At 33.4% G+C, this 22,963-nt stretch carries 26 protein-coding genes; 9 read left to right on the forward strand and 17 right to left on the reverse strand.

Annotated elements, in window-relative coordinates; genetic code table 11:
- Positions 1-13: 13 nt before the first annotated feature.
- Positions 14-544 (reverse strand): HugZ family pyridoxamine 5'-phosphate oxidase, encoded by a 531-nt coding sequence (locus ABD940_RS02650; RefSeq protein ID WP_345200138.1) that lies wholly within the window; start codon positions 542-544, stop codon positions 14-16.
- A gap of 168 nt (positions 545-712) precedes the next feature.
- Here ABD940_RS02650 and ahcY point away from each other — a divergent pair, with 168 nt between their 5' ends.
- The 3 genes from ahcY (at position 713) to ABD940_RS02665 (ending at position 4,211) form a co-directional block, all read left to right on the forward strand.
- Positions 713-2,029, forward strand: a complete 1,317-nt coding sequence (gene ahcY / locus ABD940_RS02655) for an adenosylhomocysteinase (protein WP_345200139.1) — start codon at positions 713-715, stop codon at positions 2,027-2,029.
- A 315-nt stretch (positions 2,030-2,344) separates the two neighbouring features.
- A complete protein-coding gene (yiaA, locus tag ABD940_RS02660; RefSeq protein ID WP_047397905.1) occupies positions 2,345-2,737 on the forward strand; it encodes an inner membrane protein YiaA in 393 nt (130 codons plus the stop codon).
- Positions 2,738-2,888: 151 nt separating this feature from the next.
- Positions 2,889-4,211 carry a BspA family leucine-rich repeat surface protein gene (locus ABD940_RS02665; RefSeq protein WP_345200141.1) on the forward strand — a complete coding sequence of 441 codons (1,323 nt, stop codon included), beginning with the start codon at positions 2,889-2,891 and terminating at the stop codon, positions 4,209-4,211.
- An 88-nt stretch (positions 4,212-4,299) separates the two neighbouring features.
- On the opposite strand, the gene purE is transcribed toward ABD940_RS02665, so the two are convergent.
- Positions 4,300-4,803, reverse strand: coding sequence for a 5-(carboxyamino)imidazole ribonucleotide mutase (gene purE / locus ABD940_RS02670; protein WP_345200142.1), 504 nt, complete (start codon positions 4,801-4,803; stop codon positions 4,300-4,302).
- Between the two features lie 11 nt (positions 4,804-4,814).
- Entirely contained in the window at positions 4,815-5,678 is an 864-nt protein-coding gene (locus ABD940_RS02675; RefSeq protein ID WP_345200144.1) for an AraC family transcriptional regulator, read from the reverse strand.
- Between the two features lie 89 nt (positions 5,679-5,767).
- Between ABD940_RS02675 and ABD940_RS02680 the strand changes: the two genes are divergently transcribed.
- From ABD940_RS02680 to ABD940_RS02690, 3 genes are all read left to right on the forward strand, one after another.
- Entirely contained in the window at positions 5,768-6,745 is a 978-nt protein-coding gene (locus ABD940_RS02680) for a zinc-dependent alcohol dehydrogenase family protein (RefSeq protein ID WP_345200145.1), read from the forward strand.
- Positions 6,746-6,850: 105 nt separating this feature from the next.
- Positions 6,851-7,756, forward strand: coding sequence for a DMT family transporter (locus ABD940_RS02685; protein WP_345200146.1), 906 nt, complete (start codon positions 6,851-6,853; stop codon positions 7,754-7,756).
- Between the two features lie 117 nt (positions 7,757-7,873).
- A complete protein-coding gene (locus tag ABD940_RS02690) occupies positions 7,874-8,695 on the forward strand; it encodes a hypothetical protein (protein WP_345200147.1) in 822 nt (273 codons plus the stop codon).
- 55 nt (positions 8,696-8,750) lie between these two features.
- Here ABD940_RS02690 and ABD940_RS02695 read toward each other — a convergent pair whose 3' ends face one another.
- On the reverse strand, positions 8,751-9,863 hold the full coding sequence (locus ABD940_RS02695) for a 5-(carboxyamino)imidazole ribonucleotide synthase (RefSeq protein WP_345200148.1): 1,113 nt from the start codon (positions 9,861-9,863) through the stop codon (positions 8,751-8,753).
- A 144-nt stretch (positions 9,864-10,007) separates the two neighbouring features.
- The gene (locus ABD940_RS02700; RefSeq protein ID WP_345200150.1) at positions 10,008-10,556 is read right to left on the reverse strand and encodes a DUF1543 domain-containing protein; all 549 of its coding nucleotides are present in this window, start codon (positions 10,554-10,556) and stop codon (positions 10,008-10,010) included.
- Positions 10,557-10,641: 85 nt separating this feature from the next.
- On the opposite strand from ABD940_RS02700, the gene ABD940_RS02705 reads away from it, so the two are divergent.
- Together ABD940_RS02705 and ABD940_RS02710 are read left to right on the forward strand one after the other, a co-directional pair.
- The gene (locus tag ABD940_RS02705; RefSeq protein WP_345200152.1) at positions 10,642-11,472 is read left to right on the forward strand and encodes a sulfite exporter TauE/SafE family protein; all 831 of its coding nucleotides are present in this window, start codon (positions 10,642-10,644) and stop codon (positions 11,470-11,472) included.
- Complete coding sequence (locus ABD940_RS02710) at positions 11,472-11,855, forward strand: DUF1634 domain-containing protein (RefSeq protein WP_345200153.1); 384 nt, start codon at positions 11,472-11,474, stop codon at positions 11,853-11,855. The genes ABD940_RS02705 and ABD940_RS02710 overlap by 1 nt, the downstream gene beginning before the upstream one ends.
- Before the next feature lie 8 nt (positions 11,856-11,863).
- Here ABD940_RS02710 and bla read toward each other — a convergent pair whose 3' ends face one another.
- Genes bla through ABD940_RS02725 form a run of 3 tightly spaced genes read right to left on the reverse strand, consistent with a single transcriptional unit; the run spans position 11,864 to position 13,592 of the window.
- Positions 11,864-12,727 carry a subclass B3 metallo-beta-lactamase gene (gene bla / locus ABD940_RS02715; protein WP_425550347.1) on the reverse strand — a complete coding sequence of 288 codons (864 nt, stop codon included), beginning with the start codon at positions 12,725-12,727 and terminating at the stop codon, positions 11,864-11,866.
- Between the two features lie 35 nt (positions 12,728-12,762).
- Entirely contained in the window at positions 12,763-13,140 is a 378-nt protein-coding gene (gene gloA2 / locus ABD940_RS02720; protein ID WP_345200155.1) for an SMU1112c/YaeR family gloxylase I-like metalloprotein, read from the reverse strand.
- 8 nt (positions 13,141-13,148) lie between these two features.
- Positions 13,149-13,592 carry a nuclear transport factor 2 family protein gene (locus ABD940_RS02725; RefSeq protein WP_345200157.1) on the reverse strand — a complete coding sequence of 148 codons (444 nt, stop codon included), beginning with the start codon at positions 13,590-13,592 and terminating at the stop codon, positions 13,149-13,151.
- Between the two features lie 338 nt (positions 13,593-13,930).
- Here ABD940_RS02725 and ABD940_RS02730 point away from each other — a divergent pair, with 338 nt between their 5' ends.
- The gene (locus tag ABD940_RS02730) at positions 13,931-14,812 is read left to right on the forward strand and encodes an endonuclease/exonuclease/phosphatase family protein (RefSeq protein ID WP_345200158.1); all 882 of its coding nucleotides are present in this window, start codon (positions 13,931-13,933) and stop codon (positions 14,810-14,812) included.
- Between the two features lie 97 nt (positions 14,813-14,909).
- On the opposite strand, the gene ABD940_RS02735 is transcribed toward ABD940_RS02730, so the two are convergent.
- The 9 genes from ABD940_RS02735 to ABD940_RS02775 all read right to left on the reverse strand — a co-directional run bounded on the left by ABD940_RS02735 (position 14,910) and on the right by ABD940_RS02775 (position 22,894).
- Entirely contained in the window at positions 14,910-15,968 is a 1,059-nt protein-coding gene (locus tag ABD940_RS02735) for a diphosphomevalonate decarboxylase (protein ID WP_345200159.1), read from the reverse strand.
- A 99-nt stretch (positions 15,969-16,067) separates the two neighbouring features.
- A complete protein-coding gene (locus ABD940_RS02740) occupies positions 16,068-17,837 on the reverse strand; it encodes an AMP-dependent synthetase/ligase (protein WP_345200161.1) in 1,770 nt (589 codons plus the stop codon).
- Positions 17,834-18,847, reverse strand: a complete 1,014-nt coding sequence (locus ABD940_RS02745) for an NAD-dependent epimerase/dehydratase family protein (RefSeq protein WP_345200163.1) — start codon at positions 18,845-18,847, stop codon at positions 17,834-17,836. Before ABD940_RS02745 ends, ABD940_RS02740 begins: the two co-directional genes overlap by 4 nt.
- A 303-nt stretch (positions 18,848-19,150) precedes the next feature.
- Positions 19,151-20,155, reverse strand: a complete 1,005-nt coding sequence (locus tag ABD940_RS02750) for an MvdD family ATP-grasp ribosomal peptide maturase (RefSeq protein WP_345200164.1) — start codon at positions 20,153-20,155, stop codon at positions 19,151-19,153.
- Positions 20,155-21,105 (reverse strand): MvdC/MvdD family ATP grasp protein, encoded by a 951-nt coding sequence (locus ABD940_RS02755; RefSeq protein ID WP_345200166.1) that lies wholly within the window; start codon positions 21,103-21,105, stop codon positions 20,155-20,157. The genes ABD940_RS02750 and ABD940_RS02755 overlap by 1 nt, the downstream gene beginning before the upstream one ends.
- 91 nt (positions 21,106-21,196) lie before the next feature.
- Entirely contained in the window at positions 21,197-21,418 is a 222-nt protein-coding gene (locus ABD940_RS02760) for a microviridin/marinostatin family tricyclic proteinase inhibitor (RefSeq protein WP_344832229.1), read from the reverse strand.
- Positions 21,419-21,439: 21 nt separating this feature from the next.
- The gene (locus ABD940_RS02765; protein ID WP_345200167.1) at positions 21,440-21,712 is read right to left on the reverse strand and encodes a microviridin/marinostatin family tricyclic proteinase inhibitor; all 273 of its coding nucleotides are present in this window, start codon (positions 21,710-21,712) and stop codon (positions 21,440-21,442) included.
- 43 nt (positions 21,713-21,755) lie between these two features.
- Positions 21,756-21,998 carry a microviridin/marinostatin family tricyclic proteinase inhibitor gene (locus ABD940_RS02770; protein ID WP_345200168.1) on the reverse strand — a complete coding sequence of 81 codons (243 nt, stop codon included), beginning with the start codon at positions 21,996-21,998 and terminating at the stop codon, positions 21,756-21,758.
- Between the two features lie 116 nt (positions 21,999-22,114).
- Complete coding sequence (locus ABD940_RS02775; RefSeq protein WP_345200169.1) at positions 22,115-22,894, reverse strand: alpha/beta fold hydrolase; 780 nt, start codon at positions 22,892-22,894, stop codon at positions 22,115-22,117.
- Positions 22,895-22,963: the final 69 nt, after the last annotated feature.

The following is a 22,963-nucleotide window of genomic DNA, read 5'->3' on the forward strand; positions in this document are numbered from 1 at the left end:
CTAGAATTTCAATTTATTTAGACTGATGATTTACATCGTTTCTATGTTCCATAATTTCAAGATTCTGATCTACAAAATACGCACTTCCGAATCCGTTTACATAAGAACCTTTCACTGGATGAAGACCGATTAAGATAAAATCTTTCATTTCAGCAATTACATCAACTACTTTTCCGTGAGTTTCTTTTAATTGAGAAACGACAGCATTCCAGGTTTCAGAATCTCTTTCAACCTGAGAAGTTGAAGCTTCGATTGTTAATCTCTCACGAGCGTAAATTTGTTTTGTCGCAGATTCATCTTCAATGAACATCACTGAAGTTTTTCTTCCGTCAGCAAGATTTTTAGTATGTTTCGCCATGAAAGAAACAAGGATATAAAAAGTATTTTCTACCTGTACAAAAGGTGCATAGCTTGAATTAGGCGTCCCTTCTGCATCTACCGTTGCCAAAATAATACTTTTACTTCTTTCAATTAATTCCTTTACTTTCGGAGTCAATGGTTTTGCTTGTCTTTGTGCTTCTTCCTGAGTACTTGTATGATTCATAATAAAGATTTATTTCTGCAAAAATAGCTTATTTAGACTAAAGAAAAATAATTTTCTTTTATGTATAATTTCATGCAACCGATCTCAAAGTTCTGTTTTTGTATCTAAATTATAAATCGTAATTTTGCATCTTATTATAATTTAGAATTTAAACTTATTCATTAACATATGAGTACTACAACACAATACGTTCCTTATAAAGTTAAGGACATCTCCCTTGCAGAATGGGGAAGAAAAGAAATTACCCTTGCAGAAGCAGAAATGCCAGGTTTGATGTCTATCCGTGAAGAATACGGACCGTCTCAACCGCTTAAAGGTGCAAGAATCGCAGGATGTCTTCACATGACAATCCAGACAGCTGTTCTTATCGAGACTCTGGTAGCTTTAGGAGCTGAAGTTACTTGGTCTTCTTGTAATATTTTCTCTACGCAAGATCACGCTGCTGCTGCAATTGCTGCTGCAGGAATCCCGGTTTACGCTTGGAAAGGTCTTAATGAAGAGGAATTCGACTGGTGTATCGAGCAGACTTTATTCTTCGGTGAAGACAGAAAGCCATTAAACATGATCTTGGATGATGGTGGAGATTTGACGAACATGGTTTTCGACAGATACCCAGAATTCACAAAAGATATCAAAGGGCTTTCTGAAGAAACTACTACAGGAGTTCACAGATTGTACGAAAGAATGAAGAACGGAACTTTGGTAATGCCTGCAATCAACGTAAACGATTCAGTTACCAAGTCTAAATTCGACAACAAATACGGATGTAAAGAATCTGCAGTAGATGCTGTAAGAAGAGCTACAGATATTATGTTGGCTGGAAAAAGAGTTGTAGTTTGCGGATATGGAGACGTAGGTAAAGGTACTGCTGCATCTTTCAGAGGAGCTGGTTCTATCGTTACTGTTACTGAAATCGATCCAATTTGTGCGCTTCAGGCTGCAATGGACGGTTTTGAAGTAAAAAGATTAGATACTGTGGTTGATAACGCAGATATCGTAATCACAACTACAGGTAACTTCAACATTGTAAGAAAAGAACATTTCTTAAAATTAAAAGATAAAGCTATCGTTTGTAACATCGGTCACTTCGATAACGAAATCGATATGGCTTGGTTGAACGAAAACTATGGTCACACAAAATCTGAAGTGAAGCCACAAGTTGACATCTATACTTTGGAAGAAGGTAAAGAAGTTATCATCCTTGCTGAAGGTAGATTGGTAAACTTAGGTTGCGCAACTGGTCACCCTTCTTTTGTAATGTCTAACTCTTTCTCTAACCAGACTTTGGCTCAAATCGAACTTTGGAACAACTCTGCAGCTTACGGAAACGAAGTTTATATGTTACCTAAGCATTTAGATGAAAAGGTGGCTGCTCTTCACCTTAAGAAATTAAGCGTTGAGTTGGAAGTTCTTTCTACTGAACAAGCTGAATACATCGGTGTTGATGTAAAAGGACCATACAAACCTGAGTATTACAGATACTAAAAATTGTCATCCTGAGCTTGTCGAAGGATCTCAGCATATAAAAACTCTCCTATTTTGGGGAGTTTTTTTGTTTTAAGAGCTATTTGATTACTTTGAAATCTGGATTTATTTTTATCTAAAACTTTTTATTGTTCTTCTATGATTTTCAGGCTTTCGGGGATTCGGCGTGGCTTTGCCACGCCGAATCCCCGAAAGCCTGAAAAAAACTTAAACAATTGCCTTCATAATAATGCACAATAAAAATACCATATTCCAGTTGTTGGAGATAATTAAATAAAATTGATATATTTGAAGTCTTTAACAAAAACATTAAACATGAAAAAGCAAAATGTGTCAACCGCATTTATAGCGGCATCTTGGGTTGCCTTAGGAGCCGGAATGATCGGTTTTATCGTTGGTCTTGCAAGAGCTGAAATGCAGCTTAACGAAAAAGGTTATTATTTCACTATTTTATTATACGGTCTATTTGCCGTTGTTTCTTTACAGAAAGCCGTTCGTGACAGATTAGAGAATATTAAAGTTACAGATATTTATTACGGAATCTGTTGGTTTGCAACTCTGTCTTCTATCGTTTTATTGGCTATTGGACTTTGGAATGCCACGATTCTGCCTAGCGAAAAAGGTTTCTACGGATTTGCCTTCTTACTGGCTCTTTTCGGAGCGATCGCCGTTCAGAAAAATACCCGAGACAATATGCTTCAGGAATAAATAAAAAACTCTCCAAATTCGGAGAGTTTTTTATTTATAACTATTTTCAGGGATATGATTTTTTGTTAAAGTTTTTCATTTGTATCTATATTATAATTAATATTTTAAATAAATTATTATTTTTACAATAATTAATTCACAAAATATTGATATGTTTAAAAAACTAATAACCATTTTTCTATTTATTTCTTTAATTCAAATCATTAATGCTCAAAATGAGTTTATCACTATCTGGAAGCCTGGAACAGCACAACAGATTAAATTTCCGGGAAGAGGTACTAATTTTAATGTATATTGGGAAGAAGTTGGATATCCTATTCATAACGGAACAATAAACAATATAACATCTGATAAAGAATTTATTGTCAACTTCGGAATTTCTGCGAACCCAACACCTGCCAATGCAACTTACCGTATAAAAGTCAGCAACGGAAGCGGAAATTTTAATCAGGTAAGATTTTTTGACAATACTTTATCTCCTGCATATTCATGCACAGATATGTACAAAATTATAGATATTGCACAATGGGGAAATATTCATTGGCAGAGTTTTGATAATGCTTTTGTCCTTTGTGCAGAAATGAACGTTTCTGCAACAGATGTACCTGATCTAAGCTCTGTTACCACAACCAGAGAAATGTTCTTCCTTTGTGGATCACTCATCGGAAATGCAAGTTTTAATAATTGGGATACATCAAATATTACAGATATGTATAACATGTTTGGAGAAGCCATAAACTTTAATGCGCCTGTAGGAAATTGGAATGTCTCAAATGTGACGAATATGGCTTATCTATTTGATTATACTTCATTTAATTATCCACTTAATAATTGGGACACTTCCAACGCGACCAGAATGGAGCATATGTTTCATGCTTCTGCTTTATTTAACCAGGATATCAGAAGCTGGAATACTTCAAAAGTGACAGACATGACCGAAATGTTTCATGAAACTTCTTTTAACCAAAATTTAGGACAATGGAATTTAAATGCTCTTACCAATGCTGAAGATATGTTTTTGAATTCGGGAATGAGCTGCGAAAACTATGATAATACTCTTTACGGATGGAGTCTGAGCTCTGCAACTTCAAGTAATGTCAATCTGTCCAGTACTTCGCCTTTGGTTTATTCTCATCCCGAAGCTGTAAATGCAAGAAATTTTCTTATTACATCAAAAGGATGGACAATTTCCGGAGATAGCTATAACGGAGAATGTAATTCTTTTCTTTCAACTTCAGAAGCTTCCATAAAAAATGAGATGTCAATTTATCCAAATCCAACTTCTGATTTTATTTATATTAAAAATTTAAAAGGATCAAACAATTACAAAATTCTCGATCTAAGCGGAAGAATTATTCTTCAAAATACTTTAAGTAAAGAAAAAATAGATGTACATTCTCTTACAAACGGAAATTACATTTTGCAGATCATCACAAAAGATAAAACACAGAACTTTAAATTTATTAAAAAATAGAAAAAGCCTCACAAAATGTGAGGCTTTTTTAGTGAATTGTGATTGGTCGATTAAAATTTATAAACAAAATTGACCATTCAAAATTCGCTTATTTATCAAAGTAGTTCGGATGCTGAGCTTTAATATCATCAACCGTTCCCAAAACTTTATCTTTCAAAGAATTCTGATATTTTTGAAGATTTTCAGCTACCAATTCGTCTGAACTTCCAATGATCTTTGCAGCTAAAATCCCTGCATTCAAAGCTCCGTTCAAAGCAACAGTCGCTACCGGAATTCCGCCCGGCATCTGAAGAATCGACAAAACAGAATCCCAACCGTCGATAGAATTACTCGACAAAATAGGAACCCCGATCACAGGCAAAGTTGTACAACTCGCTACCATTCCCGGAAGATGCGCTGCTCCTCCTGCTCCCGCAATGATCACTTTTAAACCTCTTTGTTTCGCTGTTTTTGCATAATCGAACATTCTTTCCGGAGTTCTGTGTGCAGAAACTACCGTCAATTCATACGGAATGTCTAAAGATTTTAAAAAATTCGCTGCCAATTCCATGATCGGTAAGTCGCTCTGACTTCCCATAATAATTCCTACCATTCTTCAATTTATTAGATGTTCAAAGATAAAGAAATTTGTTTGGATTTTTCATTTCGAAATGCCGACGGTGAAACGTCATTTAGTTTTTTAAAGAAACGATTCAAGTGGCTTTTGTCTGTAAAACCAAATTCATCAGCAATTTCATTGATTCGCATTTCGCTGTGTTTTAACCGGTTTTCGATTAATTTAATTTTATAATCAGTAATATATTCATTTAAATTTTTCCCTGTCTGATTTTTAAAATATCGACCGATATATGTTTTTGAAACCCCAAAAATAGCACTAAGATTTTCACTTGTCAATTTTTCTGGTTCATAAATATTCCCGTGAATATATTGAATAATATCAGCAGCTCTGTTTTCCGTTTTTTCATCAATAAAAGATTCTCTTTGAATTAAATTTCGCGCAACAATCGTCAGAATCGACTGTACCAACAATTGAATAACTTCACTGGAGTACAGTTTTCCATTATTCATTTCAATAAATAAACTTTGGACTAAATAGTCAATAGTTTTTCCGTCTTCATTTCCATTAATTACACAACTTTCAAAACCATTTATACTTGAAAAAGCCTGTTCCATCCGTTTTAAAAAAGTATTTTCAATTTTATTATTTTGAAAAAATACGCGGTTGAATCTTATGAAAAATAATTGTGTTTCAGTTTCAAAAGTGAAACGGTGAGAATCTTCAGGTTTAAGCAAAAATAAATTTCCCCGTTTATAATTAAACTGATTTCCATTAATATCCTGAAAACCCGTTCCCGAAACAATATAAACTAATTCAAAAAAACTCACACTGTGTTCTCCTCTTGGGCAAATAGCCATGGGTTGTTTTAAATCCAATTCGAAAGGCTGTTGTAAAAAATCTTTTTTCATGACAATTATTTACACTTTTATGATGTAAAAATACAACAATTCAAGTTTAAAACATCCGAAATTTGTATCATAATTAATTCAATATCAAAATGAAAGCAATCGTATTAGAAGAATTTGGAAAACCATTAATTTTAAAAGAAATCGAAAAACCTCAACCAAAAGACAATGAAGTTTTAGTAAAAATAAAAGCAAGCGGGTTAAATCCTTTAGACATTAAAATCAAAAACGGGCAAGCTTCACATGCTCAAGTTACTACTCCCGCAATTTTGGGAATTGATATGGCTGGAATTGTTGAGGAAGTTGGTAAAAATGTGACAAATTTCAAAATTGGAGATGAAGTTTATGGAATGGTAGGAGGAGTCGGCAATAATCAGGGAACTTTGGCAGAATATATTGCTGCACACGCAGATCTTTTAGCTTTAAAACCTAAAAATATTTCATTCAAAGAAGCTGCAGCCACTCCATTGATTTTTATTACAGCTTGGGAGGGTTTAGTTAGCAAAATGAATATCAAAAAAGACGAAAATGTTTTGATTCATGCTGGAAATGGCGGTGTTGGTCATGTCGCATTGCAAATTGCGTTGGCAAAAGGTTCAAAAGTTTTCACTACAGTAAAATCTGAAAATATTGAAGTAATAAAAAATTATCCTGTTGAAATTATTAACTCAGATGAATTATCTGTAGAAAAATATGTTCAGGAATTTACCAACGGATCAGGCTTTGATGCCATTCTTGACACTGTTGGACTTTTGGATGATTCTTTTAAAGCTGTAAAACAATATTCGGGTCACGTCGCAAGTATTTTGGGTTGGGGAACTTATAGTATTGCTCCGCTTTCCTTCCGAAATGCAACCTATTCCGGAGTTTTTACTTTGTATCCTTTGTTATCGGGTGAAAACAGAAAACATTATCGCGAAATTTTAAACGAAGCCACAAAACTTTTCGAAGAGGGGAAATTAAAAATCAATGTTGATGAAAAATCTTATTCATTAGATCAGGCAAATGATGCCTATAATGATATTGAAAATAGAATTTCCAAAGGAAAAACCGTCGTTGAAATCGATTAATCACAAAAAGGCGTAAAAGTTGTTCTGTTACCATAAAAACCCTGCAAACTGTACCCGTTGAATATATTTTAAATTAAATATTTTTGCTAATTACACGCCACTATTTTGAAAGATTATAAACTTACGCTTGCTATCTGCACTGTTGCCATTGTTTGGGGAACGACATTTTTATCCATCCGTGTTGCGGTGGAAACAATTCCGGCGTGGTTTGTAGCAGGAATCCGTCAGTTTTTGGCTTCTTTGATTATGCTTTCAATCCTTCTCTATCGTGGACAGTTTCAATGGATCGGCTGGAAAAATCTGGGTTATCAACTTATCTTTTCATCATTAATGTTGATTATTGCAAACGGACTGACAACTGTTGCAGAAGAAACCATGACAAGCAGCCTGACTTCGTTGATAAGTGCAACCTCCCCTATTATTGTGTTCTTGGGAAGCGTCGCGCTTGGATTACAAAAATTCACAATCAGGGCTTTAATTGGAATTTTAATGTGTTTTGGAGGAATTCTTTTTATTTTTTGGGATGGAATAAAAGATCTTGCAAATCCAGACTATCGATTTGGAATTTTGCTTCTGTTTTGTGCAATCGGCGGTTGGGCTTCCGGAACGATTTTTACTAAAAAATTGAACATTCAAAGTAAAAATATTTCATTAAATCTGTTCTATCAATTTGCTTTTGCAGGAATTGTACAGATAATTTTCGCCTTTCTGTTTTCTGAAAATTATAATTTTGAAAACTGGAGTATCAAAAGTATTTCTGCAATGCTCTATCTTTCAGTTTTCGGTTCTGTAGCAGCTTTTTTTGCTTACCATTATGCTTTAACAAAAGTTTCTCCGGTTCAGGTTTCTATTTTAGCTTACATCAATACTATTATTTCTATATTTTTGAGCTGGCTGATTTTGGATGAACAAATTTCCGTTAAGTTTATTATTGCTGCAATTTTGATTATTTTGGGGGTATTTGTGATTAATTATAATCCGCAGATGTTTAAAAAACAGAGAATTGAGTAACTTATCAAATACAATAAGTGTTATTTAAATCTCTTTTACGATGATGAGTAAAGTTATTTTGGCTAAAAATAAAAACTGAATTATATTTGCATCCTTAAAAATAATAACCCTTTTCAAATGAAAAAGTTTTTTGCAATATTATCTATTTTATTTTTGTGTTCCTGTAATTCTGATGAGAATGACGCTTCTTTACAGGAGCAACAATGCTTAATCACAAAATTTAATAAAGCAAATATTATAAACGGACAACAGTTTTACACATCCGAATATGTTTATGATGGAAATTTAATTATAAAAAAACTTGATTACAATATAGTAGATAATACTCCTTCCGGGCAGATGTATCCTACCTATACTCTTCAACTAAAAACAACAACAGAAATTCAGTATAATGCTTTGAAGCAACCTGTAAAAATAATTGAAGGCGTAGATTATAACAACATGCAAAACATCGATTATTTACAATATGATAACCAAGGCAGACTGTCCGAAAAGAACAGGGTATCGACTTATTTAACAGATAATACTTCTTCAACTAAAAATTTTAAATATACCTATAGCTCAAGCAACAAAATAGTTCTGATCAATGAAAAAACCACCAACAGTTGGGGAGATGTATATGGTGAAAATACTAAAACATTATCTTATGATACGAATGGAAATCTTAGAGAAATTGAACAGATAAATGCAGGTAATTCAGGATTTAAAGTTGTTACGAAATATGATAATTATGATACCTATAAAAATCCGTATGCCAATGTAAATGTTCCTTTTGAAGATATATTTTTCTTACGACTTTCAAAAAATAATTATAGGAAATACATCAAAACAACATATATGAATGGTGTTCCAACGCCTCCGTACGAAAACTATGAAATTAGCGGATATGAATATAATGAAAACGGATATCCTAAATTTGCTGAATATAAGTGTAATTAAAAATAATAAAGACTGCTTTTTGAAGGCAGTCTTTTTCAATATCTAAAGGTTTTAATTACTCCGCAATCACTCTCACCATTCCTTTCACCATCACCAACTTTTCCATCAATTCTTCTTTAGAATCTGCCAAAACATTGATATGCCCCATTTTTCTTCCCGGTTTTGTTTCTGTTTTTCCGTAAAGGTGGATATAGGTTTCTGGCAGTCTCAGAACGTCTTCCATTCCTTCATAAATTACTTTTCCTGAAAAACCTTCTGCTCCAACTAAATTCAGCATTCCGCTGTAAATGATCGCATCCGTATCTGCCAAAGGTAAATTTTTTACCACACGATACATTTGTTCAAACTGAGAATTAGCATTTCCTTCCTGACTTTGGTGTCCTGAATTGTGCAATCTCGGAGCAGTTTCATTTACCCAGACTTTTCCTTCTTTATCTAAAAATAATTCGATTGCAAAAAGTCCTGGAGAATTGATCGCGTTCAAAAATTTCTCTGTTATCGAATTAATTTGTTCTTCAATACCTTCTTCCAAGAAAACCGGACAAATATTAAAATCCAACAAATTCAGTTTCGGATCGGCAACCATTTCCGTTACAGGGAACGTTTTTGTTTCTCCGTTTTCGTTTCTTGCAACAATTACAGAAAGTTCCTTATCGATATCCACCAATTTTTCAATGACAGAATCCTGAATCCAAAGGTTTTTCATATCTTCATTCGTACGGATCACCTGAACTCCTTTTCCATCATAACCTCCAGTGCTCATTTTCTGTACAAAAGGCAACGACATTTTAATTTCATCAGAACTTCCATCCATCACTTCAAATTCCGGACTTGGAATATCATGAGCTTTATAAAATTCTTTCTGAAGTATTTTTTGTTGAATAGTTTTAATAATATTAGAATTCGGAACGACTTTTATCCCCTGATTTTCCAGTTCTGCTAAAGCATCTGCATTTACATGTTCGATTTCGATCGTTACAACATCTTTATCTTTACCAAAATTCAGAACAGTTTCATAGTCATTAAAACTTCCTTGTGTAAAGTAAGAAATATTGTGACAAGGCGCATCAGAAGCAGGATCTAATGTATAAAATTCATCATCGTATTTCAAAGCTTCCTGAATCAGCATTCTGCCAAGCTGCCCTCCTCCTAAAATTCCTATTTTCATTTTTTTTACTTTTATTTTTTCTATTAGATTTAATTTTTAACTTAAAATTTTAAATTCTCGAATTGTCATTCCGACGAAGGAGGAATCTCTTTTTTATATAGATTCCTCACTCCACTTTATTCCGTTCTGAATGACAGCAAAATCTTAAATTTTATCAATTTTCAAATATCCCAATCCCATTAAGTTTTCCTGATTTTCTGCATCCGATTTTTTTAGGACGATTGAATATTTTTCTTTCATTTTTTCAGGCAGAATATCATTGACATTGAAAATATCATCGATATCAACGCCATGCTTATCATCAATATGACTTACTGCACCTTCGAATCCCATTGTTTTATAAAATTCCGTAGACTTTGCTTTTTTTACAATATCTCCCATCGAATTTCCAACCATCAAATGCTGCTCGTGAAATTCCTCAAAAAATCCTCTTTTATATCCTCCAAGATTAATAAAATACAGTTGTTCTTCTGAAGTTTTTTCACCTTTTCCAACAATTTCAACTTCATATCCGTCGGCAAATTTCACTTCCTGATAACAATCCAAATGAATCTTTCCGTCCGCTTCTTTCCAGAATTCTTTCATATCCGGAACAAGATCTTTCAGATTTTCTGCAATCCCGAAAAACACATCATGCTGCTCAATATTCCTACCTTTCGGTGTTGCGCCGAGGATGATATAAAATAATTTCATTTAAAATTCCGTTTGTGCAAAAATACGTCAAATTTATCTTTTTTAAACGTTTGGCAGACTAACGCAATAGTTTTATATTTGTAGCATGTCAGAAATCATTATTCTCTTCCTTGGAGCAATTTCGGCAGGACTTCTGGGTTCACTGACCGGTTTAGGAGGAGGAGTTATCATTATTCCTTTATTAACGCTGGGTTTCGGCGTTCCTATGCATTATGCAATTGGCGCTTCTCTTATTTCCGTGATCGGGACTTCTTCCGGTGCGGCGGTAGCTTTTGTAAAAGAAGGCTTTACCAATATGAGGATCGGAATGTTTTTGGAGATCGGCACGACAGCCGGAGCAATTATCGGAGCTTTGGTTTCGGGAATGCTTAATCCGAATACGATCGGAATTATTTTCGCCAGTATTCTTCTTCTGACGGTTATTTTAAATTTAAAAGGAAAACCTGATCATCAAGCTCCCGTTATTAAAGGAAGTCTTGAGGAAAAACTAAAGTTATACGGTACTTTTCCGGATAAAGGCATTTTGAAAAGCTATTCTGCAAGAAATACAGTTCCGGGATTTTTAATGATGATGTTTGCAGGTGCAATGTCTGGATTATTGGGAATCGGTTCTGGTGCTTTGAAAGTTTTGGCGATGGACAATATGATGAGATTGCCTTTCAAAGTTTCTACAACGACGAGTAATTTCATGATCGGCGTAACCGCAGTTGCGAGTGCAATGATCTATTTTCAAAGAGGTGAAATTATTCCTGTAATTGCAGCTCCGGTATTGGTAGGTGTTGTAGTCGGAAGTTTCATCGGGTCAAAAACTCTGATGGTTTCGAAAACAAAAAAATTAAAGGTATTTTTTGCCATTGTCATCACGATTTTATCAGTTTATATGATGTATAACGGTATCAATAAAAGTTTCAGATAATGAAAAAGAACTTCACTGATGTAGATCTGAATCGTTCCGTAGGAAATTTGCTAAGATTGGGGGTCATTCTTTCTGTTGCAACTTCACTGATTGGCTTTATTAAACTTTTTATAGAAGGTTTTGAAATGCCAAAAAAATATACGAGCTTAGATATTGGTTCTTCTTCCGAAAAAGTTTGGGGGCACTTTTGGCATTCTCTGTGCGCAGGAGAAGGAATGGCAATTATTCAGTTAGGAATCCTTATTCTGATCGTTACTCCCTTAATGAGAATCGTTTTTGCTTTGATAGGTTATTTAAAAGAAAAAGACTACGTTTATGTAGTCATTTCTTCGATTGTTTTGGCAATTATGGCAATCAGCTTTTTTACTGGTTATGCACATTAATATATTTTTTACTCGGCTATTTTTTTAAGATAATCTTTTTCTAAAGAATCAATTTCGTCCAGATATTCTTTTTTATTCATGAAAACTTCAGGATTATATGGATCTTTTGGCTGATGTTTTTTGTGTAGATCAAACTGACTTGCGTGTGAAGCCACCCAAATATCAAAATCAAGCTTTTTCATTTCTTCTAAAGTATATTCATAATCTTTCTGAATCGTGGGATAAGAAGCAACTTCAGAAAATTTCTTATCAATAATAATTGTAGGCATATTGGCTATTAAAACCTTATATTTTCTCTTATTATCTTTGGTTTCAAACAAAAAACTGCATGATCCTTTCGTATGTCCCGGATGGTGAAGCATCATCAGTTTGGTATCTCCAAGCGTTATAAAATCTTTATCTTTTAAAACTCGATCCGGATTAACAGGCTCAAATGTAACTCCGTATTTTCCCAATTCATAGTCAGATTTTCCACCGCTTTTCAAGACATCTGCATCTTCCTGATCGACATATAATTTTGCGCCTGTTTCTTTTTTTATCGCAGCCATTGCTCCTAAATGATCATAATGAGCCTGTGTAAGTAATAATATTTTGGTATCATTGTAGTTGAAACCGAGTTTCTTAATATTATTTTTAATCATCGGAAGCGAATCTGCTAATCCTGTATTAATTAAAATATTCCCTTTTTTAGTAACTATTAAATACGAAGCCAGATCATAAGTTCCCACATAATACAAATTTCCGGCAACCCTGAAAGGTTCATAAGGTTGCGACCATTTTGCAGGATGATCTTTAGGTTCATTTACAGTTTGAGCTTGAAACTGAGAATTCAGCAACGCAAGAGCGAAAACAACAATATATTTCTTCATCATTATAATTAATTTATCCTTTAAAATTAGATTATTTTTTACATTTCATAAAATTCCAATGGCAACTGATCCGGATCTTGGGTAAAGAAAAACTCCTTTCCTGTAAATTCATCTATTCTGATTTCTTCACAGTTTAACCCTTTTTGAATTAATTCCTGACGTTTTTCATTCACATTTTCAACGGAAAAAGCCAAATGCCTTAAACCACAGGATTCTGGTCTGGAAGGTCTTTTCGGAGGATCGGGAAATGAAAAAAGCTCGATGATATAATGATCTCCGATAGCCAAATCTAGTTTATAAGACTGTCTTTCTTCACGATAAACTTCACGGATGATATTTAATTCCAACACTTCAGTATAGAATTTTTTGGAAACTTCATAATTTGAGCAAATGATTGCAATATGATGGATTTTCATTTTAAATTTTATTTTAAATTTTTACAGTTATCTTTTCTTCTTGTATCAATTAAATATTGGATTTTCCATTCTCCATTTTGTTTTACCAACTGAAAACTGTTTGCTCCGCAATGAGAAAATTTGCCTTTAAAATAAAAAGAATATGGTGTAAAAACACTCGCAAGATTTCCATCAACATGAATGGCTTCAATCGTGATTCTTTCATCCAGATCATCTTTTGTCATTTTTGAAATCGAAGCAATGAAATCTTTTATATCCTCATTTTTTACGCCTTCTTTTGTAATGGTTTGAAGAATTGCGGTTTCTGAAAAAGTTGTTTTTAATAATTCCGAATCAGCATTTTTCATGGCAAGAAATAAATTACGGATCGGCTTTTCAACTTCTTTATTCTCGGTTTGCTGTCCGAAGCAAAAACTCCCGAACAATAAGGTAATAGCGAATATTTTATTCATAATATCTGTTTTATCTTGTGATCAAATAAAAATAGAAAAATAATTGTTAAACTATGTATCAATTCACAAAGTTTAAACGTCAATTCAGGCGAAAAGTTATAAAATTGAATTAAATTTATCCGTTTATTTTGATTGATATGTGGATATTTTATCTGGTTCTGACTTTTTTGTTTTTAATTTTAACCATACTTCCAAAAATTCAGCATTCTCACTGGATTTTTCGTGTTCCCGAATTTGGTAAAATACAGCTTACTTATTTTATATTTTTCACTTTTATTTTAGGGTTTTTGATTAATTCCTCGGAGAATTTCTGGTATTATCAAAGCCTTTTGCTTGTAATGTTTGTTCATCATGGTTTTACGCTTGTAAAATATACCCCGCTTTACCGTGTTAAAAAATACACTCAACAATATCAGTCTTCTGAAAAACTGCATTTTATTTCTGCCAATGTTTATCAGTTTAATAAAGAATATGAGCGATTTATTCAGTTAATAGAAAAATATCAACCGGGAATGTTCCTCACAATGGAAAGCAACGATGATTGGGAAAAAGCGCTTCAACCTTTGGAAAAAGATTATCCTTATCAACATAAAGTGACATTGGAAAATACTTATGGAATGCATTTTTATTCAAAAATTGAGATTAAAGATTCCAAAACGCATTATTTTGTTGCCGACGATATTCCAAGTATTGAAGCACATTTGAGAACAAAAGACGGATTTTCATTTGTCTTTTTTGGAGTTCATCCACCGCCACCAAGTCCGACGGAAGAAGAGACATCGAAGGAAAGAGATGGTGATTTGCTGAGTGCGGCAAAACGCGTGAGAGAAATTCACGAACCTATTATCGTTGTAGGTGATTTTAACAATGTTGCATGGTCAAAATCTTCTATTCTATTCAGAAAAACAAGCAATTTAATTGATCCCAGAATCGGTCGGTCTTTTGTCTCAACTTTTCACGCCAAATACCGTTTGCTGAGATTTCCGATCGATCTTATGTTTCATAATGAAAATATTTTTATTAATGATTTAAAGACACTTGAAAATTTTGGTTCCGATCATCTTCCTGTTTATTGTGAATTCTTTATTGATCATAAAAATGATGGACAGGAAGAACGAATTGATTACGCGACACAAGAAGAAAAAGCCGAGGCTGAAGAAATGATTCAGGAAGGAAAAAAAGAGGACGGAAATCGTGATGCTGTGGTGACGGAGGATTGATTTCTTTTGATTATCATAATAAATTTTGGCTAAAGCCAATTCTTTGGTCATAAAAAAAGCGGGCTAAAGCCCGCCTCTATCGATATTTTTTTATAAATTAAAACCTCATCACATCCCTCACTACTCCATTATTCTGAGTATGTTGTAATAATTCAGTTTCAATAAAAGATTTTATTTTTTCTTCAGAACCATCATTCGGGAATAGAAGATGTACATTTGCGCCTGCGTCTAAAGTGAAAAATAAAGGCAAATTAGTTTCTCTTCTGAAATCCCAAATTTTATTGATAACCTCCAAAGTTCCGGTCTTCATTAAAATAAATGCAGGATCACTCATCATCATCATGGCGTGAAGCGTCAATGCTTCGTGTTCCACCAATTTAATAAAACTCGGTAAATCTCCATTGGCTAAAATTTCTTTCATCGGTCCGAAGTTTTCTCTTGCTTCCTGAAATCTTCTGTCTGCATAAGGATTTGTATTCATCAAACTGTGTCCAACAGTTGAAGAAACAGTTTTCTGACCTTCATGAATCAATAAAACCCAATCGTTAAAGTTCTTGAAAATTTCATGAATTTCATCGTTCGGATATTGTACTGCAAAAAGATCTGAACTGTCTTTTATTTGAGACTGTCCCCAAACAACTAAGCCATTGTACAAGCTTCTGCATGCGCTTCCGCTTCCCAATCTTGCTAAAAAAGATGCTTTTCTTAATGATTCTTCTTTTGTGTCAATTTCTGAGAAAGTCTCATCCAATTTCATCAAACACTTTGCAATAGCTCCAAAACCTGAAGCCGAACTTGCAATTCCTGAGCTGTGGGGAAATGTATTTTCTGTTTTTATGATATATTTTCCTTTTAAAATCCAAGGAAGATATTGTTCGATATTTCTGAAATATTTTTCGATTTTTTCTGCGAATTTTACTTCTTCATTTCCCGCTAAGAATGTTTGCACAGAAAATGGCTCATCAGCTAAAAATTCCATTGTAGTGTTTGTTTTACAATGATTTAAAGTATAACTGATACTCGGATTTGCAGGAATCTGATTGTCATATTTTCCCCAATATTTAATCAGAGCGATATTTGACGGGCAGCTTTCTGAAACCGTTTGGTTATTTATCGTAAAATCTTCTTTTCCTAAAAATTCTTGTGTTGTTGTCATAATTTAGTTTAAAAATCAATTTAACCACAAATCGCACAAATATATTCACAAATAAAATCTTCGATTTCACAAATTTGAACGATGGGCTAAAAATTTTATTTAATACATCTTTTCAATAAGATCTGCATATTTCTTCAAAACCACATTTCTTTTCACCTTTAATGTAGGTGTGATTTCTCCTGTGTTAATGTCAAAATCTGAAGGCATCAAAGTAAATTTTTTCACCTTCTCAAAATCTGATAAATGGTTTTGTAATTCTTTTAATTTTTCTTTATAAAAGTCGTTTACCTTTTCGTTTTTCACGATTTCTTCCCAATTGGTAAACGTGATATTATTTTTCTTAAGAAAATCCTGTAAAAACTCAAAATTCGGAACGATCAACGCTGAAACAAACTGTCTTCCTTCCGCAATTAATACAATCTGATTGATAAAATTATTATTAGTCAGAACATTCTCAATCTGTTGTGGAGCGATATATTTTCCATTTGAAGTTTTCATCAAATCTTTGATTCGGTCTGTAATGATCAAATTTCCTTTTTCATCAAATTTCCCAGCATCACCTGTTTTAAACCAGCCGTCTTCTGTGAAAACTTTCTGCGTTTCTTCAGGTTTGTTATAATATCCTTTCATGATACCGTCTCCTTTTGCCTGAATTTCATCATTTTCACCGATCCTGATTTCAACGCTTGGTAAAGGAAGTCCACAAGTTCCATGCTCAAAATGAGTCAGAGGAAAGGCTGTTAAAGTTGCTGTAGTTTCCGTCAAACCGTAACCAACCGTAATGTGAAGTCCCATTGCTTCAAACAATTGCGTAACATCGGGCGAAACAGAAGCTCCTCCACAAGGCATAAACCAAAGTCTTCCACCCATTTTTTCCTTCACTTTATTAAAAACCAAAGCATCGGCAACCGAATGTTTCATCATCAATCCAAAAGGAACTGACTGCTCTTTTCTTTTTAATTCTGAAACCTGTTTCCCGACCTCTACTGCCCAATCAAAGATTTTTTTCTTTACTGATGAACCTTCTTCTGCTTTTTCCAACACTCCGGCGTAGACTTTCTGGAAAAATCTCGGAACAACGCACATCATCGTAGGTTTTACTTCTTCTAGTGCTTTTGCAATATTTTTCGGATCTTCAAGGAAATAAACTCTTGCGCCACCGTAAAGACAAAGCAAACTCCAGCTTCTTTCGAAAACGTGAGTTAACGGTAAAAAAGCAAGTGAAAGCTCCTCTTCAAAATTTTTAAACTTAAAAAATTCAAAATGCGCATCGAATGCTTTGATGAAATTTCCGTGAGTCAGCATTACTCCTTTTGGGGTTCCTGTTGTTCCGGAAGTATAAATTAAAGTAGCAATATCATCATATTCTTTCTTACAAAATTCAAGTTTTACGGAAGATTTTGCGATGAAATCCTCTAAATAAAAACTGCTAAATTCCTTCTTGATCCAAACCGCTTTTTTAGAAATAATAATCGTTTCAAGATTATTTTCTTCCTTCTTTAAAATTTCTAAAGAAGCATCATATTGAGCCTGATCTCCGACCAAAATAATTTTTGTGCCGGAATCATTGATGATATATTCTGCCTGTTCAGCATTGTTGGTTGAATAGATCGGAACCGTAACTGCGCCTATCGAAAGTGCCGCCAAATCAAAAATCATCCATTCGGAAGAATTTTCTGCATAAATAGCAACTTTATCATTTTCCTGAATTCCTGCATTTAAAAGCGCATTTGCTGTTTTGGAAACAACTTCACTGAATTTTTGCCAGCTCAATTCCTTCCATCCTGCATCTTTCTTTTTAAATCCAATTGCAGATTTTATAGCATGCTTTTCTACATTTTTTTTGATAATTGCCTCTGCAAGATTCATTTCTTCAACTTTTTATCGTTAATATAATTATTCAAATGAAAATCAACACTTTCTGAAACAGAAATAAATTGATAATCCAGTTTTTCTTTAATTTTTTGATTGGAAATCACATTGAGAGTAGAAATAGCTTCAATATTTGTTTTTGTGATCATTCTTAATTTTGGAATAAACCATCCGAACAGAATATTTGCCCATCTTCCCAAATTCAGCTGAAATTTTGAAAGGATTTTAGCTTCTTTCAATCCTAATTTTGATCTGATCTGTTTTCCTAATTCTGCGTAACCTTTATTTTCAGAAATGATGATAAAACGTTCTCCAAAAATATTTTTCTCCATCAACTCTAATGAAATTTTAGCAACATCTCTCACATCAACATAACTTGTTCCGCCGGAAAACGTAAAACTATTGTTCTCAAAAGTCGGAAAAATATCTCCGCTGCTGTTTCCCCAATTTCCGCTTCCGATAATCATTCCGGGATTGATGATGACAACGTTCAAACCTTCTGCAGAAGCTCTCCATGCTTCCATTTCAGAAAGATGTTTTGATAATGAATAGGCTGAATGTTCCAACTTCGGATTAAAATCAGATTCTTCGTCCAATTCTCCTTTTTCATTAAAGTTATCAAGTACAGCGATCGAACTTACATGAAGAAATTTTTTCACGTCAGAATTTTCGCACGCATACAAAAGATTTTCTGTACCTTTTATGTTGGTTTTATACATTTCTTTTTCATCCTTGGGATGAAAACTTACTTTTGCGGCACAATGATAAACCTCATCAACGCCTTTTAAAGTACTCTGTAAGGAATTGATATCATTAAAATCCACATCGATCCATTCAATTTTATTAAAAAAATCGTCGGGATTCTCCGTATAAAATGTATAGGAATGTCTTACTTCGTTTAAATTGCTCGTCGGCCTTTTCGCTGCACGAACGTTTTTCCCTTTTTTTAAAAGTTCTAAAACGATTACTCTGCCCAAAATTCCGGTCGCTCCCGTTACAAAAACCATCAGTTGATATTACTTGATTGCTTACTAAAATATGATAATATTCTGCGTTATGCAAATTTGCGATTTTTAAGGGAGAATTCAATTTTTAATTGATGAGAATAATAAATAAATTTGAAAATAAAGTTTAAAAATTTTATTTAATTTACTCTGTCAGGCTGAGGCTCTCGAAGCCTTATTGCAAACCCTTCGAGAACCTCAGGGTGACATATCGCTAATACTATCTGTTATATTTTGATATTGTTTAAAAAAGAAAACGGGCTAAAGCCCGTTCCTATTGATGTAAATATTTGTTTTAATTTAAATTTAAGCTAAAACCATATTATTTCTTCTCGGAGCTTTGTCGCATAAAAGATCTGCGATACTTTTAGAAATTTGATTTTCTTCTGTAAGATTATCAAGCCAGAAGAATTCTCCGGCTGAATTGATTTCGATGAAATAATATTCATCTTCAGGAGAAACGATCATATCAATTGCGCCATAATCAACATTATAAACATCTAAAAGTTCCAAGAGTTTGGCTTCAATGTCAGTCGGAAGTTCAGTCGGAATCCATTTATCTATAAGATTTACTCCATCTTTTCTCCAGTCTATTTTTGCCTTTTCGGATTGTTGAGAATCGATCTCGAAAGCGTAAACATCGCGACCGACAATTGTAATACGCAGTTCTTTTTGCTTTTCAATTTTCTTTTGAAACTGCATCGGACAATACAAAAGTGTATCTAGTTCTTCCAATTTTTCTTCATTGATAACATTTGTGAAAACTACACTTTCAACACCATCTTCATAAATTGCAAAACCTGTCTGCATTTTTGCTACAACATTTTTGTGCTTCAAAACGAACTGTCTTGCCTCTTCAGGATTATTGGTGATGGCTGTTTCAGGAATTTTCAATCCAATTTTATCAGCTATTTTCAACTGTTCTTCTTTGCTGTCTAACCTTCTGTAAACACTAGGTTTTCCCAAGGAATATGCATCAATTGATTCTAAAAATCCAAAAAGTGTATTACGAACTTCTCCCATCGCAGCTCCATAAAATTTAGGATCCAGTTCTTCTCTCAAACCATTTCCCATATTGTAAGCTCTTCTGTACCAAACTGCTGCAATATCATCCAAACGATGCTTTTTTTCCGGAGTTTCAAGAATTGTAATCCATTTTCCATCTTCGAAAGTTGTTGACAATTTATTTTTTAAAGGATAATCATCTACATCGAAACGAATAACTTCGCAACCGTTTTTATCTATGTATTGCGTTACTTTTTCAATCGAAAAATTATCTTGAGTATGTGTAATTATTAAAATTTTATTCATTAGTTTTTCATTCTTTTTATAAGGTTATCGGCAATTTTTTCTGCAATCGGGAAATTTAAATCTTTTTGCAGCATTCCCCATTCTCCCTGTGGATTGACTTCAAGAAAATAATAGTTTCCATCTTTTCCTTTGATCATATCAATAGCTCCGATGTATAGTCCCATTTCCTTCATCATTAATGTGAGATTTTCTTTAATATTTTTAGGCAAATCATAAGTTGACCAAAAATAATTTCCTTGGGCAATTCTCCAGTCGGTATTTTCGCTGTTATTAATTTTTCCCGTAAAAAATTCACCATCCAAATAGACGATTCTCAATTCATATTCTTTGTCAATATAAGGTTGGAAAATCATCGGACAGTATTCAATATCAGAAATATTTTCTAAAGAATTTTCATCGATCAGATTTGTTGAAAGAAAGTTTTCTCCAGCCATCGACTTTGTAATGGCTCCGTGAAGTTTGGCAACCATTTTTCCGTTGCAGTTTTCATGAAAAAATGCCGTGATTTCATCTGAACTATTGGAAAAAATCGTTTTTGGAATCGTTAAATTATTCTTTTTTGCCAATTTCAACTGATGCATTTTATTGTCATCAATTTTATTTTCATTCTGAAGAGGATTGATCCATGGAATATCTTCTAACAAAGTAAAAAGATTATAACGCAAACTTGCATATTCTTTTAGGAAAATTTTTGTGTAATCTTCATCCAATTCTTCTGGAACGGTAATTCCCCAAGCTTTTCGATGCCAAACAGCTTTTATTTCATTAGAATTTATTGTATTTCCAAACTCATCCGTTAATTCGAAAAAATCTTCATTAATACTAATTTTCTGAAGATGGTTCAACCGATCGGAATTCAATCTGAAATAAGGAATATTTTTAGTTTTTAAATATTCAAAAAAGATATCAATATTGTAAAAATCCTGAGAATGCGTAATACAAAGAATCATTTGCCGATTTTATTAAAAAAGGAAACTTAGAGTGTAAGTTTCCTTTAATGTTACTATGTGAATTTGTTGTCTTTAAATAACAAATTACTTTTTATACAGTTGGGACATCATCGTCTCCATCTGAAGGATATTTCATTGTATGAACCATATCTAAAGTCGGCTTTGTTGGCTGATCTGTGATCTTTGCCGTGATTACACCATCTTGTGTTGCAATCGTAACATCTGTTCCTCCTTTGATCTTTTCAGGATCCTGAAGTTGCTTTTCTAAAAATGAAGCGAAAAAAGGCTTCTTTTTTGAATCTTTGTTTTTCATAACTATTTTATTTGGTAAATTTTAAGGATGATAAGGCTCCAACGGTCCTCCAGGATTAAAACCACCTTCATCACTGTCAGACGGATACTTCAGCGTTACCGGAGTATCTGCTGCAGGTGTAGTTGTAGGGCTGTCTAAAGTCTTCAACGTAAACACTGTATCAGTAGTTGGAAGTGTAACAAAGTCAGTAGTTGGACTTGTAGATAAACCTCCTCCCTGAATTTCTTCAGGATTCTGAATTTGCTTCTCTAAAAATGAAGCGAAAAACGGCTTTTTTTTGTCGTTGTTTTTCATAATGTTTGTAATTTGAGATTGTTAGTAATATGGTCAAGTTTTTTTATACTTCGTTTCCACCTTCGTCTCCGTCGGATGGATATTTCATTGTCTGAGCTGTATCCAGAGTAGGTTTTGTTGGGCTGTCCTGAAGCGAGGTAGTCACAGAATCTTTAAGCGGTGCAGTTGCATTATCCTGCAAAGCAGTAGTGATTGTTCCTGATCCCCCTTTGATTTTTTCAGGATCTTCAACTTGTCTTTCTAAAAATGAAGCGAAGAAAGGCTTCTTTGGTTTTTTATTTTCCATAGTATTAATATTTAGTGATTTAGGAATGACTAAAGTATTAAAAAAATTCACACAAAGAAGAATAAATTTTCATTTTAAGAAAACTTTAACAATTTCAAACAAATAACAACATTATATTAATTTATATTCAAAAATTCTTTGACAACATTAGCAAAATCAATAGGATTCTCTGCCTGAACCCAATGTCCTGCATTTTTTATTGTTACAATTTTAGCTTTAGGGAATTGTTGTTTTATAGCGAATTCATCCTGAGGAAGAATATAATTTGACTTTTCTCCTGCAATAAATAAAGTTTCTCCTTCAAAAACTCCGAATTTTATCGCATTAGAGACAAACTCGTTGTATTTTTCTGCCAGAGTTTTCAAATTAAATCTCCAATTCAATTTTTTATTATCGTCCCAATACAGATTTTTCGTCAAAAACTGAATCGTAGATCTTTCAGGAATATATTGACTTAAAACAGCTTCCACTTCATTTCTGGAATTAACGGTATTAAAATCAACAGTTTCCAAAGCCTTGATAATTCCCTGATGATGTGGAGGATATGCTTTTGGAGTAATATCGACAACAATTAGTTTTTCAACTTTTTCCGGATATTTTATTGCAAACTGCATTACTGCTTTTCCGCCTAAAGAATGTCCTAAAATGTGAGCTTTTTCCATTCCGTAATGATCCATATAACGAAGAATATCGTCTGCCAAATCATCATGAGACATGTATTCAGAATGAAAACTTCTTCCGTGATTTCGAAGATCAATTAAATGTGTTGGTAAAAATTCACCAAAATCTTTTCCGAAAGTTCCCCAATTATCAAGCATTCCAAACAACCCGTGAAATACCAAAAGCGGTGTAGACGAAAGATTTTCGCCAAATATTTTTGAATTTAAAATTTCCATATTTTTTTATAAGATGTTAGAAGCTAGAAATTAGAATTTAGTTTTGCACTGCGTTTACTAACATTTAAT

It is taken from the genome of Chryseobacterium ginsengisoli (assembly GCF_039542325.1).
Lineage (GTDB): Bacteria > Bacteroidota > Bacteroidia > Flavobacteriales > Weeksellaceae > Chryseobacterium > Chryseobacterium ginsengisoli.

What these genes read in the sequence shown, in the direction of transcription:
- ABD940_RS02650 (WP_345200138.1), bottom strand. Translation starts at nt 544, where the DNA reads ATGAATCATACAAGTACTCAGGAAGAAGCACAAAGACAAGCAAAACCA.
- ahcY (WP_345200139.1), top strand. Translation starts at nt 713, where the DNA reads ATGAGTACTACAACACAATACGTTCCTTATAAAGTTAAGGACATCTCC.
- yiaA (WP_047397905.1), top strand. Translation starts at nt 2,345, where the DNA reads ATGAAAAAGCAAAATGTGTCAACCGCATTTATAGCGGCATCTTGGGTT.
- ABD940_RS02665 (WP_345200141.1), top strand. Translation starts at nt 2,889, where the DNA reads ATGTTTAAAAAACTAATAACCATTTTTCTATTTATTTCTTTAATTCAA.
- purE (WP_345200142.1), bottom strand. Translation starts at nt 4,803, where the DNA reads ATGGTAGGAATTATTATGGGAAGTCAGAGCGACTTACCGATCATGGAA.
- ABD940_RS02675 (WP_345200144.1), bottom strand. Translation starts at nt 5,678, where the DNA reads ATGAAAAAAGATTTTTTACAACAGCCTTTCGAATTGGATTTAAAACAA.
- ABD940_RS02680 (WP_345200145.1), top strand. Translation starts at nt 5,768, where the DNA reads ATGAAAGCAATCGTATTAGAAGAATTTGGAAAACCATTAATTTTAAAA.
- ABD940_RS02690 (WP_345200147.1), top strand. Translation starts at nt 7,874, where the DNA reads ATGAAAAAGTTTTTTGCAATATTATCTATTTTATTTTTGTGTTCCTGT.
- ABD940_RS02695 (WP_345200148.1), bottom strand. Translation starts at nt 9,863, where the DNA reads ATGAAAATAGGAATTTTAGGAGGAGGGCAGCTTGGCAGAATGCTGATT.
- ABD940_RS02700 (WP_345200150.1), bottom strand. Translation starts at nt 10,556, where the DNA reads ATGAAATTATTTTATATCATCCTCGGCGCAACACCGAAAGGTAGGAAT.
- ABD940_RS02705 (WP_345200152.1), top strand. Translation starts at nt 10,642, where the DNA reads ATGTCAGAAATCATTATTCTCTTCCTTGGAGCAATTTCGGCAGGACTT.
- ABD940_RS02710 (WP_345200153.1), top strand. Translation starts at nt 11,472, where the DNA reads ATGAAAAAGAACTTCACTGATGTAGATCTGAATCGTTCCGTAGGAAAT.
- bla (WP_425550347.1), bottom strand. Translation starts at nt 12,727, where the DNA reads ATGATGAAGAAATATATTGTTGTTTTCGCTCTTGCGTTGCTGAATTCT.
- gloA2 (WP_345200155.1), bottom strand. Translation starts at nt 13,140, where the DNA reads ATGAAAATCCATCATATTGCAATCATTTGCTCAAATTATGAAGTTTCC.
- ABD940_RS02725 (WP_345200157.1), bottom strand. Translation starts at nt 13,592, where the DNA reads ATGAATAAAATATTCGCTATTACCTTATTGTTCGGGAGTTTTTGCTTC.
- ABD940_RS02730 (WP_345200158.1), top strand. Translation starts at nt 13,931, where the DNA reads ATGTTTGTTCATCATGGTTTTACGCTTGTAAAATATACCCCGCTTTAC.
- ABD940_RS02735 (WP_345200159.1), bottom strand. Translation starts at nt 15,968, where the DNA reads ATGACAACAACACAAGAATTTTTAGGAAAAGAAGATTTTACGATAAAT.
- ABD940_RS02740 (WP_345200161.1), bottom strand. Translation starts at nt 17,837, where the DNA reads ATGAATCTTGCAGAGGCAATTATCAAAAAAAATGTAGAAAAGCATGCT.
- ABD940_RS02745 (WP_345200163.1), bottom strand. Translation starts at nt 18,847, where the DNA reads ATGGTTTTTGTAACGGGAGCGACCGGAATTTTGGGCAGAGTAATCGTT.
- ABD940_RS02750 (WP_345200164.1), bottom strand. Translation starts at nt 20,155, where the DNA reads ATGAATAAAATTTTAATAATTACACATACTCAAGATAATTTTTCGATT.
- ABD940_RS02755 (WP_345200166.1), bottom strand. Translation starts at nt 21,105, where the DNA reads ATGATTCTTTGTATTACGCATTCTCAGGATTTTTACAATATTGATATC.
- ABD940_RS02760 (WP_344832229.1), bottom strand. Translation starts at nt 21,418, where the DNA reads ATGAAAAACAAAGATTCAAAAAAGAAGCCTTTTTTCGCTTCATTTTTA.
- ABD940_RS02765 (WP_345200167.1), bottom strand. Translation starts at nt 21,712, where the DNA reads ATGAAAAACAACGACAAAAAAAAGCCGTTTTTCGCTTCATTTTTAGAG.
- ABD940_RS02770 (WP_345200168.1), bottom strand. Translation starts at nt 21,998, where the DNA reads ATGGAAAATAAAAAACCAAAGAAGCCTTTCTTCGCTTCATTTTTAGAA.
- ABD940_RS02775 (WP_345200169.1), bottom strand. Translation starts at nt 22,894, where the DNA reads ATGGAAATTTTAAATTCAAAAATATTTGGCGAAAATCTTTCGTCTACA.